This is a genomic window from Simplicispira sp. 125 (genome assembly GCF_003096555.1).
GTDB lineage: Bacteria > Pseudomonadota > Gammaproteobacteria > Burkholderiales > Burkholderiaceae_C > Simplicispira.
Genome location: NZ_QEKM01000001.1, coordinates 1,287,033 through 1,301,842, shown reverse-complemented (window position 1 = coordinate 1,301,842; position 14,810 = coordinate 1,287,033). Strand labels below are relative to the sequence as shown.

The 14,810-nt window shown below is 61.1% G+C and carries 14 protein-coding genes; 7 read left to right on the top strand and 7 right to left on the bottom strand.

Annotated features, from left to right (window positions below):
- Positions 1–142: 142 nt before the first annotated feature.
- Positions 143–2,650, top strand: coding sequence for an EAL domain-containing protein (locus C8D04_RS05905; RefSeq protein ID WP_116006046.1), 2,508 nt, complete (start codon positions 143–145; stop codon positions 2,648–2,650).
- 4 nt (positions 2,651–2,654) lie between these two features.
- Here the strand turns inward: C8D04_RS05905 and C8D04_RS05900 are convergent, their stop codons facing one another.
- Complete coding sequence (locus C8D04_RS05900) at positions 2,655–4,148, bottom strand: GNAT family N-acetyltransferase (protein WP_347708412.1); 1,494 nt, start codon at positions 4,146–4,148, stop codon at positions 2,655–2,657.
- Positions 4,149–4,264: 116 nt separating this feature from the next.
- Here C8D04_RS05900 and C8D04_RS05895 point away from each other — a divergent pair, with 116 nt between their 5' ends.
- Entirely contained in the window at positions 4,265–5,923 is a 1,659-nt protein-coding gene (locus C8D04_RS05895) for an NAD+ synthase (protein WP_116004017.1), read from the top strand.
- Positions 5,924–5,972: 49 nt separating this feature from the next.
- Complete coding sequence (locus C8D04_RS05890) at positions 5,973–6,311, top strand: P-II family nitrogen regulator (RefSeq protein WP_116004016.1); 339 nt, start codon at positions 5,973–5,975, stop codon at positions 6,309–6,311.
- 30 nt (positions 6,312–6,341) lie between these two features.
- Here the strand turns inward: C8D04_RS05890 and C8D04_RS05885 are convergent, their stop codons facing one another.
- From C8D04_RS05885 to C8D04_RS05860, 6 genes are read right to left on the bottom strand one after another with little or no spacing between them, the layout of a single operon-like run.
- The gene (locus tag C8D04_RS05885) at positions 6,342–6,935 is read right to left on the bottom strand and encodes a TIGR00730 family Rossman fold protein (protein ID WP_116004015.1); all 594 of its coding nucleotides are present in this window, start codon (positions 6,933–6,935) and stop codon (positions 6,342–6,344) included.
- Positions 6,928–7,338 carry a diacylglycerol kinase gene (locus C8D04_RS05880; protein WP_116004014.1) on the bottom strand — a complete coding sequence of 137 codons (411 nt, stop codon included), beginning with the start codon at positions 7,336–7,338 and terminating at the stop codon, positions 6,928–6,930. Before C8D04_RS05880 ends, C8D04_RS05885 begins: the two co-directional genes overlap by 8 nt.
- Positions 7,339–7,376: 38 nt before the next feature.
- Positions 7,377–7,919, bottom strand: coding sequence for an RDD family protein (locus tag C8D04_RS05875; RefSeq protein ID WP_116004013.1), 543 nt, complete (start codon positions 7,917–7,919; stop codon positions 7,377–7,379).
- Positions 7,920–7,934: 15 nt separating this feature from the next.
- Positions 7,935–8,780: a DUF3106 domain-containing protein gene (locus tag C8D04_RS05870; RefSeq protein WP_116004012.1), complete on the bottom strand. Its 846-nt coding sequence runs from the start codon at positions 8,778–8,780 to the stop codon at positions 7,935–7,937.
- Positions 8,781–8,798: 18 nt separating this feature from the next.
- On the bottom strand, positions 8,799–9,242 hold the full coding sequence (locus C8D04_RS05865) for a DUF3619 family protein (protein WP_116004011.1): 444 nt from the start codon (positions 9,240–9,242) through the stop codon (positions 8,799–8,801).
- Positions 9,239–9,808 (bottom strand): RNA polymerase sigma factor, encoded by a 570-nt coding sequence (locus tag C8D04_RS05860; RefSeq protein WP_116004010.1) that lies wholly within the window; start codon positions 9,806–9,808, stop codon positions 9,239–9,241. Before C8D04_RS05860 ends, C8D04_RS05865 begins: the two co-directional genes overlap by 4 nt.
- 282 nt (positions 9,809–10,090) lie before the next feature.
- Here C8D04_RS05860 and C8D04_RS05855 point away from each other — a divergent pair, with 282 nt between their 5' ends.
- From C8D04_RS05855 to pssA, 4 genes are all read left to right on the top strand, one after another.
- Positions 10,091–11,869, top strand: coding sequence for an acetolactate synthase 3 catalytic subunit (locus C8D04_RS05855; protein WP_116004009.1), 1,779 nt, complete (start codon positions 10,091–10,093; stop codon positions 11,867–11,869).
- 182 nt (positions 11,870–12,051) lie between these two features.
- On the top strand, positions 12,052–12,543 hold the full coding sequence (gene ilvN, locus C8D04_RS05850; RefSeq protein WP_116004008.1) for an acetolactate synthase small subunit: 492 nt from the start codon (positions 12,052–12,054) through the stop codon (positions 12,541–12,543).
- 161 nt (positions 12,544–12,704) lie between these two features.
- Positions 12,705–13,718, top strand: a complete 1,014-nt coding sequence (ilvC, locus tag C8D04_RS05845; RefSeq protein ID WP_116004007.1) for a ketol-acid reductoisomerase — start codon at positions 12,705–12,707, stop codon at positions 13,716–13,718.
- A 174-nt stretch (positions 13,719–13,892) separates the two neighbouring features.
- Positions 13,893–14,726 (top strand): CDP-diacylglycerol--serine O-phosphatidyltransferase, encoded by an 834-nt coding sequence (gene pssA, locus C8D04_RS05840; RefSeq protein WP_116006045.1) that lies wholly within the window; start codon positions 13,893–13,895, stop codon positions 14,724–14,726.
- Positions 14,727–14,810: the final 84 nt, after the last annotated feature.

Here is a 14,810-nt window from a genome sequence, read left to right as displayed (position 1 = left end):
TAAAACGAAGGAGTCGTGAAAGAGTGTGTGATCGGGCAGAATCGCTCCTCATCCTTGTCAAACCCTCGTTTTGATCCTCCACATCACCCCCCGTCAACGACAGTGGCTTGTGTCACTGCTGGTGCTGGTGTCTGGCCTGCTGATGGTGCAGTTGTGGGATCGTCACTCGGTGCAGCAACAAGTCGACAAGAGCAAGGCGCTGGCAGCGGACTTGGCAGCAGACCATGCCCAGGCATTGCAGCGGGGTATCGATCGGGCTCTTTCAGCCACCTATGCGATGGCGGCCTTGGTTCGGCAAGGGGGGGGTGAAGTGCTGGACTTTGATGGGGTGGCGACTGAAATGCTGCCCTTCTACCCGGGCATCGCCGCCCTGGGCCTGGCGCCCAACGGCATCATTTGCTGTGTGTCACCGCTGGCGGGCAATGAAAAGAGCCTGGGCTTCAACCAGTTGACGGACATTGCGCAGAACCGCGAGGCGCGCCTGGCGCGTGACACAGGTAAATTAACTTTGGCAGGGCCACTTCAATTGGCGCAAGGGGGCTTGGGGGTGGTGGGGCGTTTGCCGATCTATCTCACCGCAGCGGATGGCGAGCGCCGGTTCTGGGGTTTTTCTTATGCCACCCTGCGGTTCCCCCAGGCGCTGGATGCGGCCCGTCTGCCCGTACTGAGCGAACGCGGTTATGCCTATGCGTTGTGGCGCAAGGTGCCCGAAACGGGTGAACGCCAGCAAATCGAGACATGGAATGCGCAGGCCTTGATCGACCCTGTCGAGCGCACACTCGCTTTGCCCAATGGCGCCTGGACACTGAGTGTGGCGCCCCTTGCAGGTTGGTACCACACGGCAGATCGGGTGCTGGAGGCGTTGGTGGGTGTCTTTGTCAGCCTGCTGATGGCTTACCTCGCATGGCTGCTGTACGCCATGCGTATTCGGGATACCCAGCTCGAAGCGCTGGTTGCGCAGCGCACCAGCGAAATCCTGGCCACGCAACAGCAATTGGAAGCCACGGTCAATGCCATCCCCGACCTGTTGTTTGAAATGGACCTGGAGGGGCGCTATTACAGCGCGCATGTGCCTCGCAAGGATATGTTGATCCCCGCAGCCGACCAGTTGCTGGGCCGATCGGTGGTTGAAATCATGCCGCAGGATGCCGCCCGGGCGGTGTTGGACGCCATCCATGAAGCGAATCAAAAAAGCTGGGCTTCAGGTGCGCAAATTCGCTTGTTCCAGCAGGGGGGCGCAGAACGCTGGTTTGCACTTTCCGTGGCGCGCAAGGCTGTACAACCGGGGGTAGGCCCGCGCTTCGTGGTGCTGTCCCGTGACATTACCCAGAACAAGCTGGACGAAGCGCAGGTGCGCCAACTGGCCCATTTCGATGCGCTGACCGGCCTGCCCAACCGTGTTTTGCTGGCAGACCGTTGCCATACGGCGATCATCATGGCCCAACGACACACCCAGTCGCTGGCGCTGCTTTTTCTGGATCTGGACCATTTCAAGAAAATCAACGATTCACTCGGCCATCGTGTGGGAGATGCCTTGTTGCAGGCGATGGCGCGGCGCCTCATCGCCATGGTGCGCGAACAAGACACTGTCTCGCGCCTCAGCGGGGATGAGTTCATTGTGGTGCTGCCGGACACCGATGCGCTCGGCGCGGCCCACTTGGCCGAGAAGCTGCTGCACGCGGCCGCCGAACCCTTCGAGATAGAGTCGCATGAGCTGACCGTGACGCCCAGCATCGGTATTGCGATGTTCCCGGGCGACGGTACGGACTTTGATAGTTTGTCGCGCTGCGCTGATGCGGCCATGTACTACGCCAAACAACACGGGCGCAACCATTTTCGGTTTTTCACGGCCGAGATGCAGGCCAGCTCCGAGCGCACACTGTTGCTTGAAAACGCCCTGCGGCGCGCTCTGGAGCGAGATCAGCTCACGCTGCATTACCAGCCCCAGATTTCGGTCGCTACGGGGGCCATCATCGGCGCCGAGGCCCTGCTGCGCTGGAAGCACCCCGAACTGGGACAGGTATCTCCAGCGGAATTCATTCCGGTGGCCGAGAGCAGCGGCATGATTTTGCCCATTGGCGAATGGGTGCTGCGCACCGCGACGCGCCAACTTCAGGAATGGATGCAGGCGGGCCATGGGTTGACCATGGCGGTCAACCTGTCAATGGTGCAGTTCCGCCAGGCCGATCTGGTGCAGCGCATCGGCGCCATCCTGGATGAGGCGGGTCTGCCCGGCCGTTGCCTGGAGCTGGAACTGACCGAGGGTGTGGCCATGACCGATCCGGACGGCGCTATTGCCATCATGGACAAGCTGCACCAGCGTGGCATTTTGCTGTCCATCGACGACTTCGGCACGGGCTATTCGTCACTCAGCTACCTGAAGAAGTTCAAGGTCTACAAGGTCAAGATCGACCAGACCTTCGTGCGCGACATCACCACCGACCCTGATGACCGGGCTATCGTGAGCGCCATCATTTCCATGGCCGGCAGCCTGGGCATGCATACCATCGCTGAAGGCGTGGAGACGACTGGCCAGCTGGCTTTTCTGCAGGCCCAGGGCTGTGAGGAGGTGCAGGGCTACTTGTACAGCCGCCCGGTGCCCGCAGCGCAGTTTCTGCAACTGCTGGAGCAGGCGCAAACCGACTACTGAGTCTTTAATCCGGGGTACGTAAGGGGTTGCGCGCTTGCAACTGCTCCAGGTAGTTCGCCATGCCGACGCCTTCGCGTTCCAGGTAATGACCCACCGCATCGGCAAAAGCCGGATGTGCGAGCCAGTGGGCGCTGTGGGTGGGCACGGGCAGCAGGGCACGGGCCATCTTGTGTTCGCCCTGGGCGCCCCCTTCAAAGCGCTGCACACCGTGCGCTATGCACCACTGCAGCGGCTGGTAGTAGCAGGCTTCGAAGTGCAGGCAGTCCACGCGCTCCAAGGCACCCCAGTAACGGCCATAGGCTACGAATTCAGAGTATTTTTGGCCTGTAACGCTTGATGGATAAGCGCTAATAGCTATCAAACTACTAGCAATTTGCTGCCCATTGCGTTCTGCGATGAACAGCAACCATGCCTCAGGCATGTGGGCCGCCATGCGCCGGAAGAAATCCCGTGTGAGGTAGGGCGGATTGCCATGCTCCAGGTAGGTGCGCTCGTAGCAGCGGTAGAAAAAATCCCAGTCGCTGGATGCAATGTCCGTGCCCTGGCGCCACTCAAAACGCACGCCTGCGTCGGCCACCCGGCGGCGCTCCTGGCGGATTTTCTTGCGCTTTTCCTGGCTCAGGCAGGACAGGAAATCGTCAAAATCGCGGTAAGCCACCGAGCCGCCGCCGGGCCGCCCCAAGGCGGTGAGAGCCCCCTCGGGGGGCAGCGAGGACACGGCAGTGCCGAGCGTGGGGGCCATTGAGCCGCCGCCGGGCCGTCCCAAGGCGGTGAGAGCCCCCTCGGGGGGCAGCGAGGACACGGCAGTGCCGAGCGTGGGGGCCATCGAGCCACCGCCGGGCCGCCCCAAGGCGGTGAGAGCCCCCTCGGGGGGCAGCGAGGACACGGCAGTGCCGAGCGTGGGGGCCATTGAGCCGCCGCCGGGCCGCCCCAAGGCGGCGAGAGCCCCCTCGGGGGGCAGCGAGGACACGCCAGTGCCGAGCGTGGGGGCCACATTCTTCCAATGGAATTGCACCGTCTGGCGTTGCATCAGTCCTGCTGCCTTGCAGGCATCCATGTCTGTATCGTCCGCAAACAGCAGGTGCAGCGAAGAGACGCCGGCCTGCGTGCACCAGTCGCGCAGCGCCTGCACCAGCGCGGCGCGGGCCTCACAGTCCCGCGCCATCAGGCGCGTGCCTGGAACCGGTGTGAAGGGAACGGCCACCACCGCCTTGGGGTAGTAGGACAGGCCATGCTCTGCATAAGCGTTGGCCCAGGCCCAGTCGAACACATATTCGCCGTAGGAATGGCTTTTGACGTAGAGCGGGCAGGCGGCCCACAAGACATCGCCCTGCCAGAGCGAGAGAAAGCGCGGCGTCCAGCCAGTGCGCGGCGTAGCGCTGCCGCTCTCGTGCAGGGCGGCCAGGTATTCGTGGCGCATGAAGGGGGTGGGCTGGGCTTGCAGGGCCAGCAGGGCGTTCCAGTCGGCCGCGGCGATGTCCAGCGGAGATGTGGACATGCGGGTGATAATGGCATTTTCAGCCATGGCCATTCCCGCAGCTGTTACCCGCTGGTGGGCTTGTGTGTGTTGGCTCGGCGATGCTCTCTGGGGCCCTGGCGGCTCGTTTCCATTCCATGACGCTTTCCATTTGCACTGCTCAGCTTAATTTTGTGGTGGGCGATCTGCCCGGAAACGTGCAGAAAATCGTTGCCGCGGCGCACGAGGCCCACGCCGCCGGAGCGCACCTGCTGCTGACGCCTGAACTGGCCCTGTGCGGCTACGCCGCCGAAGACCTGTTCCTGCGTCCCGCATTCCAGTCTGCCTGCGATGATGCCGTGAAAGCGGTGGCCCGCGAGACAGCGGGGTTGAAAGACCTGGCGATTGTGCTGGGCCATCCCCAGCGCGCGGCCCCCGATGCCCCCGCATTCAGCCCCTGTCTGAACGCAGCCAGCGTAGTGCGCAATGGCCGGGTGGAGCAGACCTATGCCAAGCGCGAACTGCCCAATTACCAGGTATTTGACGAACGCCGCTACTTTGTGCCGGGCCAGGAGTCTTGCGTGTTCGAGGTGGGTGGGCTGCGCGTGGGCTTGCTGATCTGCGAAGACGCCTGGCATACCGCGCCGGCGCGCGATTGCGTCCAGTCGGGTGCGGAGCTTCTGGCGGTGATCAATGCATCCCCCTTCCACATCGGCAAAAGCACTGAACGCGAACAGACCATGCGGGACCGCGTGCTGGAGACCGGCTTGCCGCTGGTTTATGCCCATCTGGTGGGAGGCCAGGACGAGGTGGTTTTTGAGGGCCGTTCGTTTGCCCTGGATACTGCAGGCGCCGTAGCAGGGCGTGCGCCAGGTTTTGTAGAAAAACTGGTGTTTACGCAGGTGGTTAAAGCGCAATCAGCTATACAAATAATAGCAAATGTGCAGCCTGAGCCTCGCATGGAAGCCGACCTGTGGGATGCGCTCGTACTGGGTGTGCGCGATTACGTGCGCAAGAATGGTTTTCCGGGCGTGCTGCTGGGTTTGTCGGGCGGCATGGATTCGGCGCTGGTGCTGGCGATTGCGGTCGATGCGCTGGGCGCTGCCAAGGTGCGCACGGTGATGATGCCCTCGCCGTATACGGCCGACATCAGCTGGATTGATGCACGCGACATGGCCGAAAGGTTGGGTGTGCAATACGACGAAATTGCCATTGCGCCGACGTTTGACGCCTTGCGGGCCGCGCTGGCGCCGCATTTTGTGGGGCGCAGCGAGGACACGACCGAGGAAAACCTGCAGGCACGCATTCGCGGCACACTGCTGATGGCGCTGTCCAACAAGTTTGGCGCCGTGGTGCTGACCACGGGCAACAAGAGCGAGCTGGCCACGGGTTATTGCACCCTCTACGGCGACATGGCGGGCGGGTTTGCGCCCATCAAGGACGTCGCCAAGACCGTGGTTTTTGATCTGGCGCGCTGGCGCAATGCCAACGACCCCTATGGCACGGGCGCCAACCCGATTCCCGAGCGCATCATCACCCGCCCCCCCAGCGCAGAACTGCGCCCTGACCAGACGGACCAGGACAGCCTGCCGCCCTATGAGGTGCTGGACGCGATCATTGAGCGCTACATGGAAAATGACGAGCCGATCGAGAGCATCGTCGCTGCCGGTTTCGCTCGCGCCGACGTCGAGCGCGTGACGCGCCTCATCAAGATCAATGAATACAAGCGCCGCCAGGCCCCGGTAGGTATCCGGGTCACGCGGCGCAGCTTTGGCAAGGACTGGCGCTATCCCATCACCAGCCAGTTCAGGGCCTGAACCCGGCCGCCACCGACGCCCCCTATTTGCCGCATCAAGGAGTTACCCCATGAAAATGATCACCGCCATCATCAAACCCTTCAAGCTCGAAGAAGTCCGCGAAGCCCTGGCCGAGTGCGGTGTCACAGGCTTGACCGTGACTGAAGTGAAGGGTTTTGGCCGCCAGAAGGGGCACACCGAGCTGTATCGGGGAGCGGAATACGTGGTGGACTTCTTGCCCAAGGTAAAGATCGAGGTGGTGGTCAAGACCGAAGACCTCGATCGCTGCGTTGATGCCATCGTGGGCGTGGCCCGCACGGGCAAGATCGGTGACGGCAAGATTTTTGTCACCCCGGTCGAGCGCGTGGTGCGCATCCGCACAGGCGACTTGGACGACACTGCCATCTGAACGGCAGCACGCCTCGCAGCAGACCAGAGGTCAGATCACCGCGCGCAGTTCTGAGCCGTTCGGACTGGCGGGTATGGGCCGCACCAGGTGCGGGAGCAGGGTGTCTGCCGAAGTGCTGGCGTGTACCAGGTCCATTTGCCAGGGCCCCATGAAGCCGCTGCCCACGCTGGTATGCAAAAAGGCCAGCAAGCCATCGTAGTAACCCGCCACGTTCAGCAGCCCGATGGGCTTGTCGTGGTATCCCAGCTGGCGCCAGGTCCAGACTTCAAACAGTTCCTCGAACGTGCCTATGCCCCCTGGCAGCGCCAGAAAGGCGCCGCTGCGCTCGGCCATGAGCGCCTTGCGTTCGTGCATGGTTTGCACAATGTGCAGCTCATCGCAGGCATGGTTGGCGTATTCCTTGTCGACCAGCGTCTGGGGGATCACCCCCACCACCCGGCCGCCTGCCTGGGCCGTGGCCTGCGCCACCATACCCATCAGGCCGCTACTGCCGCCGCCATACACCAGTTGCCCGCCGTGGGCACCGATCCATGTGCCCACAGCATGCGCCGCGTTGGCAAACAACGGGTTCTCACCGGGGCGCGAGCCGCAGTAAACACACAGGGAAAAAGAGGGTTCAACCATGAAAATACCTTTGAAACAAAGCCGCGCCCCAGACCCCGATGCACAGCAGCAGGCTCAGCAGCACGGCGGCGCTGCCCATGTCTTTGGCGCGCTTGGACAGGTCATGCCATTCGGGGCCAATGCGGTCAATGGCAGCTTCAATGCCTGTATTGAGTAACTCGACCACCAAGAGCAGTACCACGGTGGCGGCCAGCAAGGCGGTTTCAATCCAGGTGCGACCCAGCCACAGCGATAGCGGCAGCAGCACCACGGCTGCAAGCGCTTCCTGCCGAAACGCAGTTTCGCCCCAGGCGCTGCGCAGGCCTTGCAGCGAATAGCCTGTGGCGTGCCAGAGGCGATTCAAACCGCTACGGGCCTTTTGGGGATTGACGGGATCGGTGCTTGACGGAGTAGAAGAGGGCATGGGATACCAGCGCCAGCAGAACGCGCTGCAACGGCCGACTACAGGCCAGGGGGTTGTGAATTCACCAGACGGGTACCTGCCCATGCGTCATGCCAGAACTGCTGTTGCGGGTGCAATCGGCTCGCGAGGGCCCAAACTGCGACCCAACCCAGCACGATCACGGTAACTTCGCCCGCAGGCAGCGAAAAAGGGGACACTGCAAGCAGCGGAGGCAGAAACCAAAGCCAGCTCAACACGTAGCGTGCCAAGGCGCGTGCCTGCGATACGGGGTGGCCTGCTGTGTCCACCACCCGGATATGCCAGGTTTTCATGGCCAGGGTCTGGCCCTTGGCCCAGAACCAGGTGAAATAGATACCGAAAACGACAAACAAGAAAGCCTGCAGCGCGTGGCGATTGTCCAGCGCATTGCGCGTCTGGCTCAGGGTGCCAAACAGGTACCCGGCAATGAAGACCACGCCAAACATCAACATGCCTTCATAGAGCCAGCAGGCCATGCGACGTCCCAGGCTGGGGGCAATGGCGTCGGTTGTCACGCGCGCTGGCTGGACAGTGGGATGGGCGGTGGCGGTAGGCTCTGGCATTGCGGAGTGTGCTGCTCAGTTCAGGTAGATGTCGGAGGGCCGCGTATCGGGCGTCGGTGGTTCGGGTGGCTCTGCCGGCGGGGGGGCGACTGGCGGGGCTGGAACGGCCGTGCTGGCGGGTGCGTTGGCGCTTTGTGCATCGGGTGAGCGCGTTTCGGCGGCCACACCAGGTGCTGCAATGCGGGCCTGTGCTGAAGAAGACGGGGGAATTTTGGGGGGGTTTGCGGGGTTGCCCGCAGGGTTCACGGCCGCAGGCACCTTGGCCAGTCTCTTTGACGCACTGGGGCGTAGGGCGGGAGCTGCTCCCTGCGGTTTTGTGTTGGCACGGGCTGCGAGCTTGCGTTTTTCTTCTTCGCTCAATGCCTGGTAGGCGTCCCATTGAGAGCGTTTGTCTTCGGTTGACAGACGGTTGGTTACTGCAAAGTTGAGCCGTGCTTGGTTGCGTTGCTGCGCACTCAGGCTGGCCCAGGCCGTCATGCGGTCGTGCAGTCGCGCCTGTTCTTCCTCGGGCAAGGATGGAAAGGTTTGTGCCAGTGCCAGCCAGCGACGCTTTTGCAGGCTGCCCAGGAAGGCCCAGCGCTCTGCCAAAGGGTAGAGCGCGAGCTTCTGCGGGGTATTGAGGGTTTCCCAGCCGGGCCCTTCGTCCTTGGAGTGGGCTACTCCCGCTTTCTGGATTTCGGGAGCGTTGGTCTGCGGCTGGGCGGGTGTCGTCGGGGCACTGATCGTTGTTCCAGGAACCATGCGCACCTGTTGCACCACCATCCATGCACCCGCAGCCAGCCCTCCTAGCAACGCCAACGCCAGCACGATGGCTGGCGTTGGGCTGCGGGAACGGTGTGGCGTGTTTACGGGTGCGTGCATGCAGTGCTAAAACAAAAATCAGTGGCTTTGCGTGCCGCCCGATTTCAGAAACTGGGCGAAACCAGGGTCAGAGTATGCCGTGGGAGGCAAATCGTCGGCAAGCAGGGCTGCGTCCAGCTCAGCCACTTCCATGGTTCCGACTTCGTCCAGATCCAGATTGATCACCACCAGGCCGGCCAGCAACGCCATGATGGGAACAGCCGACAGGAGCGACTGCCACCAGTTCATGCCGCTGCCGCCGCCACCCAAAGTGGCGCTGTGGCCCGTATGCACGAGCACGGGCGCCGTATGAACCACGGCAACGGCTTTCTTGCGGCGCGCCAGCGCCTGCATGCGGCCGGCACGCAAACGCTCAGAAATATCGTAAGGCAGCTCGCTGGCACCTTCGGTCAGTCGAGCCGTGATGCGCAGGGCAAAGCGATCAGCGGGCAGTTCGTACGGAGGAGTATGTGCGGTGTTCATAGGTGGATTCCTTTGGCCTTGAGCGCCTTGCTGAGGGCCTGAATGGCACGGAAACAGTGTGTCTTGACGCTGCCTTCAGAGCAACCCATGGCGGCTGCCGTTTCCGCTACATCCATTTCTTCCCAATAACGCATCAGGAATGCTTCCCGTTGACGTGGCGGCAGTTCCAGGATTTGAAGCTCGATATCCCGCAGCGTTTGTCCCCGGCGCGCCAGATCTTCGGCGCTCTGGGCTTGCTCGCCGCCTTCGGGGCCGTTCCAGGCTTCCAGCAGGTCGAAATCCCCACCGCCATCGGCGTCGCTCTCGAAATCGCTCATGTGCGAGAACAACGCATTGTGCGTCTTTTGACGGCGAAACCAGTCCAGCGTGCAGTTGGACAGGATGCGCTGAAAAAGCATGGGCAGCTCGCTTGCCGGCTTGTCCCCATAGTGCTCAGCCAATCGCATCATGCTGTCTTGCACAATGTCCAGGGCTGATTCCTCGTTGCGTACGTGGTACATGGAGCGCTTGAAGGCGCGCTTTTCTACGCTTTGCAGGAAATCCGAGAGTTCTTTTTCGGTGGCCAAAGGGTTTGGGGCAGGGGTGTGTGCAGTACGGAGGGCGCTGCAGCGGGGTGTGCGCAAAACGCCTTTGATTATCGCATTGGGGCGGTTTTTTTCTGCTCCCCACACTTTTTCTTTGTTGCAGTGCGATAATGGCCGACTGCAAACATAAAGGCAAACGGGTCACGGTCCGGCGCGGCAATCTTCACGCCCATGTCCTTGGCCTCAAGTTCTAAGCTGGCTTCACAAGAGTCCACGCAAGGGGCACCCAAGGTTTTTCGTTAGAGAAAATCACAAAGGTTCATCATGGAAATCACCAAGGCCGAAATCGCTTCGGCAGCCGCTGCGCAACACAATCCCGCCTCGCTGGAACTCATGGGTTCCGAGATTCTCGTCAAGGCCTTGCAGGCCGAGGGCGTGCAATACATCTGGGGCTATCCCGGCGGCGCAGTTCTTTATATTTACGACGCCCTGTACAAGCAGGACACCATTCAGCATGTACTCGTGCGCCACGAGCAGGCTGCCGTCCATGCGGCCGACGGCTATGCCAGGGCCACCGGCGAGGTGGGCGTGGCGTTGGTAACGTCCGGTCCCGGCGTCACCAATGCCATTACCGGCATTGCCACGGCTTATATGGACAGTATTCCCATGGTCATCGTCACAGGCCAGGTGCCTACGGCGGCCATTGGCCTGGATGCATTCCAGGAATGCGATACCGTGGGTATCACGCGGCCCATCGTCAAGCACAATTTTTTGGTCAAGGACGCACGCGACCTGGCTATGACGATGAAGAAGGCCTTCCACATCGCACGCACCGGCCGCCCAGGCCCGGTGGTGGTGGACATCCCCAAGGATGTGTCTTTCAAGAAGATTGCCTACGAGGGCTACCCACAGAGTGTGGAAATGCGCTCCTACAACCCGGTGCGCAAAGGCCATGGCGGTCAGATCCGCAAGGCCTTGCAACTGCTGCTGACGGCCAAGCGTCCTTTCATCTATACCGGTGGCGGCGTGCTGCTGGGCAATGCCACGCAGGAACTGCGCACCCTGGTGGACATGCTGGGCTACCCGATCACCAACACCCTCATGGGCCTGGGTGCCTATCCGGCCAGCGACCGCAAGTTCCTCGGCATGCCAGGCATGCACGGCACGGTGGAAGCCAACAATGCCATGCAGAACTGCGACGTGCTGCTGGCCGTGGGCGCGCGGTTTGACGACCGCGTGATTGGCAATCCCAAGCACTTCGCCCAGAATGATCGCAAGATCATCCATATCGACATCGATCCGTCGAGCATCTCCAAGCGCGTGAAGGTGGACATTCCGATCGTCGGCGATGTCAAGGATGTGCTGACCGAGCTGATTTCCATGATCCGTGAGACACCCACGCGGGTGGAGGCTGGTGCTCTGGCCGCATGGTGGGAGACCATCGAGGCCTGGCGCGAGCGCGATTGCCTGAAATACAGCATGGGTAGCACTGACGTGATCAAACCGCAGTACGTTGTGGAGACGCTGTGGAACATGACCAAGGATGCAGACACCTATGTCACATCCGACGTGGGTCAGCACCAGATGTGGGCCGCCCAGTACTACCGGTTTGACGAGCCGCGCCGCTGGATCAATTCGGGCGGTTTGGGCACCATGGGCGTGGGCATTCCCTACGCCATGGGTATCAAGCTGGCTAAGCCCCAGAGTGAGGTTTTCTGCATTACGGGCGAGGGCTCGGTGCAGATGAACATCCAGGAGTTGTCCACCTGCCTGCAGTACAACACGCCGATCAAGATCTGTGCGTTGAACAACCGCTACCTGGGCATGGTGCGCCAGTGGCAGGAGATCGAATATTCGGGCCGCTACAGCCACAGCTATATGGATGCGTTGCCCAACTTCGTGAAGCTGGCCGAGGCCTATGGCCATGTCGGCATGCTGATCGAGCATCCCAAGGATGTGGAGCCCGCACTGCGTGAAGCGCGCAAGCTCAAGGACCGCACGGTGTTCATGGACTTCCGCACCGACCCCACCGAGAACGTATTCCCGATGATCCAGGCCGGCAAGGGCCTGACCGAGATGCTTCTGGGATCGGAAGACCTTTGAGCATAATTGGCCTCTAGCGCGCGTCCATTAAGCGCTGGCAGCTATCATTTTTGTAATTTTCGACGAATCTATTGCCTGCCAAGTCTGGCGCTTACCGGCGCCAGGGGAGGGCAGCGAAAAACGACAGTTTTCTGCGATCATTTTTGGATCGTGCTGCCGTCGCAAAAAGAGGAATCTGCACCATGAAACACATCATTGCCGTATTGCTGGAGAACGAGCCCGGCGCTCTTTCCCGCGTGGTGGGCCTTTTCTCGGCCCGTGGCTACAACATCGAGTCGCTGACCGTAGCGCCCACCGAGGATGCCTCGCTCTCGCGCATGACCATCCAGACGACCGGCTCGGACGACGTGATCGAGCAGATCACCAAGCACCTCAACCGCCTCATTGAGGTCGTCAAGGTGGTCGACCTCACCGAAGGCTCCTACACCGAACGCGAGCTCATGATGGTGAAGGTGCGCGCTGTGGGCAAGGAGCGCGAAGAGATGAAGCGCATGGCTGACATCTTCCGTGGCCGCATCATCGATGTGACAGAGAAAAGCTACACCATCGAGCTGACGGGCGACCAGGTCAAGAATGAAGCCTTCCTGCAGGCCATTGACCGCACGGCCATCCTGGAGACCGTGCGTACGGGCGCCAGTGGCATCGGCCGAGGTGAGCGCATCCTGCGCGTGTAACGGATTGGGGCGTTCAACCGGCTAGCGTTGTTGGGAAGCCTTGCCGTGCAACAGCACTGTCTGCGGCTCCCCGCCTAGCCATCCGGCCGAATCCCCATCCGATGTAAGACAATCCCATTTTTTTTCAGTTTCAACCCCTGCGAATTTCAACCGGAGCGACCATGAAAGTTTTCTACGATAAAGACTGTGACCTGAGCCTGATCAAGGGCAAGACCGTGGCCATCATCGGCTACGGCTCGCAAGGCCACGCCCATGCACAAAACCTGAACGACAGCGGCGTGAAGGTCGTGGTCGGCCTGCGCAAGGGCGGTGCATCGTGGGACAAGGTCGGCAAGGCCGGTCTGAAGGTAGCTGAAGTCAACGAAGCCGTCGCATCTGCCGATGTTGTGATGATTTTGCTGCCCGATGAAAACATCGCAGGCGTTTACAGCGAAATCGAGCCGCACCTGAAAAAAGGCGCCTCGCTGGCTTTTGCCCACGGTTTCAACGTGCACTACAACCAGGTCGTGCCCCGCGCCGATCTGGACGTGTGGATGGTCGCCCCCAAGGCCCCCGGCCACACCGTGCGCAACACCTACACCCAGGGCGGCGGCGTGCCCCACCTGGTGGCCGTGCACCAGGACAAGTCCGGCAAGGCCCGTGACCTGGCCCTGAGCTACGCCATGGCCAATGGCGGCGGCAAGGCCGGCATCATCGAGACCAACTTCAAGGAAGAGACCGAGACCGACCTGTTCGGCGAGCAGGCCGTGCTGTGCGGCGGCGCCGTCGAGCTGATCAAGATGGGTTACGAAACCCTGGTTGAAGCCGGCTACGCCCCTGAGATGGCCTACTTCGAATGTCTGCACGAGCTCAAGCTCATCGTGGACCTGATCTACGAAGGCGGCATCGCCAACATGAACTACTCGATCTCGAACAACGCCGAGTTCGGCGAGTACGTGACCGGCCCTGAAGTCATCAACGAAGAGTCGCGCAAGGCCATGCGCAACGCTCTGAAGCGTATCCAGAACGGTGACTACGCCAAGATGTTCATCCAGGAAGGCCGCCTGAACTACCCCAGCATGACCGCCCGCCGCCGTAACACGGCTGACCACAGCATCGAAGTAGTGGGTGCCCAGCTGCGCGCCATGATGCCTTGGATCGCCAAGAACAAGCTGGTCGACCAGACCCGCAACTGAGTATGCCGCTGCTGCGGTAACCCATGCAAAGGCCACTTCGGTGGCCTTTGTTTTGGGTGAAGCACTCCACCTGCGGCGTGAGGCCACGGCTACACTGCAGCGTTCTGTGGTGAGTTAATACTACTTTTTTGATAGCTGCTTGCGCTTAATAGATAAGCGTTGGAGACACATTTGATGCATGACGGAGAAGAGTCCCATACTGACCAGGGCGTAGTGCTACGCAAGCGGCGCAAGGGCATCTACATCCTGCCCAACCTGTTTACTCTCGCCGCGCTGTTTGGCGGGTTCTATTCCATTGTCATGGCCATCAACGGTCGGTTTGACCAAGCTGCCATCGGTGTGTTCTGTGCCATGGTGCTGGATAGCCTGGATGGCCGCATTGCCCGCATGACCAATACGCAAAGCGCGTTTGGCGAGCAAATGGACTCTCTCTCAGACATGGTGTCGTTCGGCGCCGCTCCTGCTCTCATCGCCTATGTCTGGGCGCTGCACGGCCTGGGTCGGTGGGGGTGGATTGCCTCGTTCGTTTATTGCGCCTGCGCTGCTTTGCGGCTGGCGCGTTTCAACGTCAACACGGCTGTGGTGGACAAACGTTATTTCCAGGGTTTGCCGTCCCCGGCTGCCGCGGCACTGGTAGCGGGGTTTATCTGGCTGATGACCGAGTTGGGCGTAGCACGTGGACAAGATCACTGGATCAGCTGGGCGCAGGTGACCTGGTTGATGTTTGCTTTCACGTTGTACGCGGGCCTGACCATGGTGACCAATGTGCCGTTCTACAGTTTCAAGGATGTGCAGATGAAGAAAAGCGTGCCGTTCATCGTGATCGTGCTGATTGCGTTGGGCATTGCCATCATCAACATCCACCCGCCCATTGTGTTGTTCAGCGTATTCGTGTTCTATGGGCTCAGTGGCTATGTCGTTTATGCCGTGCGCAAGTCCCGGGGGCAGCACAGCAGCGTCATCAGCATGTCTACGGATGAGCCCGACGAGCGTGGTTTGCACAAATGATGCGGGCGCATGCAATTTTTGTGCTACATTGACATCCATGAAATCGTTTGCACTGGCCCTACTGCTATCCCCCCACGGGCGGAG

Coding starts and splice junctions, on each gene's coding strand:
- C8D04_RS05905 (WP_116006046.1), top strand. CDS start 143: ATGGTGCAGTTGTGGGATCGTCACTCGGTGCAGCAACAAGTCGACAAG.
- C8D04_RS05900 (WP_347708412.1), bottom strand. CDS start 4,148: ATGTCCACATCTCCGCTGGACATCGCCGCGGCCGACTGGAACGCCCTG.
- C8D04_RS05895 (WP_116004017.1), top strand. CDS start 4,265: ATGACGCTTTCCATTTGCACTGCTCAGCTTAATTTTGTGGTGGGCGAT.
- C8D04_RS05890 (WP_116004016.1), top strand. CDS start 5,973: ATGAAAATGATCACCGCCATCATCAAACCCTTCAAGCTCGAAGAAGTC.
- C8D04_RS05885 (WP_116004015.1), bottom strand. CDS start 6,935: ATGGTTGAACCCTCTTTTTCCCTGTGTGTTTACTGCGGCTCGCGCCCC.
- C8D04_RS05880 (WP_116004014.1), bottom strand. CDS start 7,338: ATGCCCTCTTCTACTCCGTCAAGCACCGATCCCGTCAATCCCCAAAAG.
- C8D04_RS05875 (WP_116004013.1), bottom strand. CDS start 7,919: ATGCCAGAGCCTACCGCCACCGCCCATCCCACTGTCCAGCCAGCGCGC.
- C8D04_RS05870 (WP_116004012.1), bottom strand. CDS start 8,780: ATGCACGCACCCGTAAACACGCCACACCGTTCCCGCAGCCCAACGCCA.
- C8D04_RS05865 (WP_116004011.1), bottom strand. CDS start 9,242: ATGAACACCGCACATACTCCTCCGTACGAACTGCCCGCTGATCGCTTT.
- C8D04_RS05855 (WP_116004009.1), top strand. CDS start 10,091: ATGGAAATCACCAAGGCCGAAATCGCTTCGGCAGCCGCTGCGCAACAC.
- ilvN (WP_116004008.1), top strand. CDS start 12,052: ATGAAACACATCATTGCCGTATTGCTGGAGAACGAGCCCGGCGCTCTT.
- ilvC (WP_116004007.1), top strand. CDS start 12,705: ATGAAAGTTTTCTACGATAAAGACTGTGACCTGAGCCTGATCAAGGGC.
- pssA (WP_116006045.1), top strand. CDS start 13,893: ATGCATGACGGAGAAGAGTCCCATACTGACCAGGGCGTAGTGCTACGC.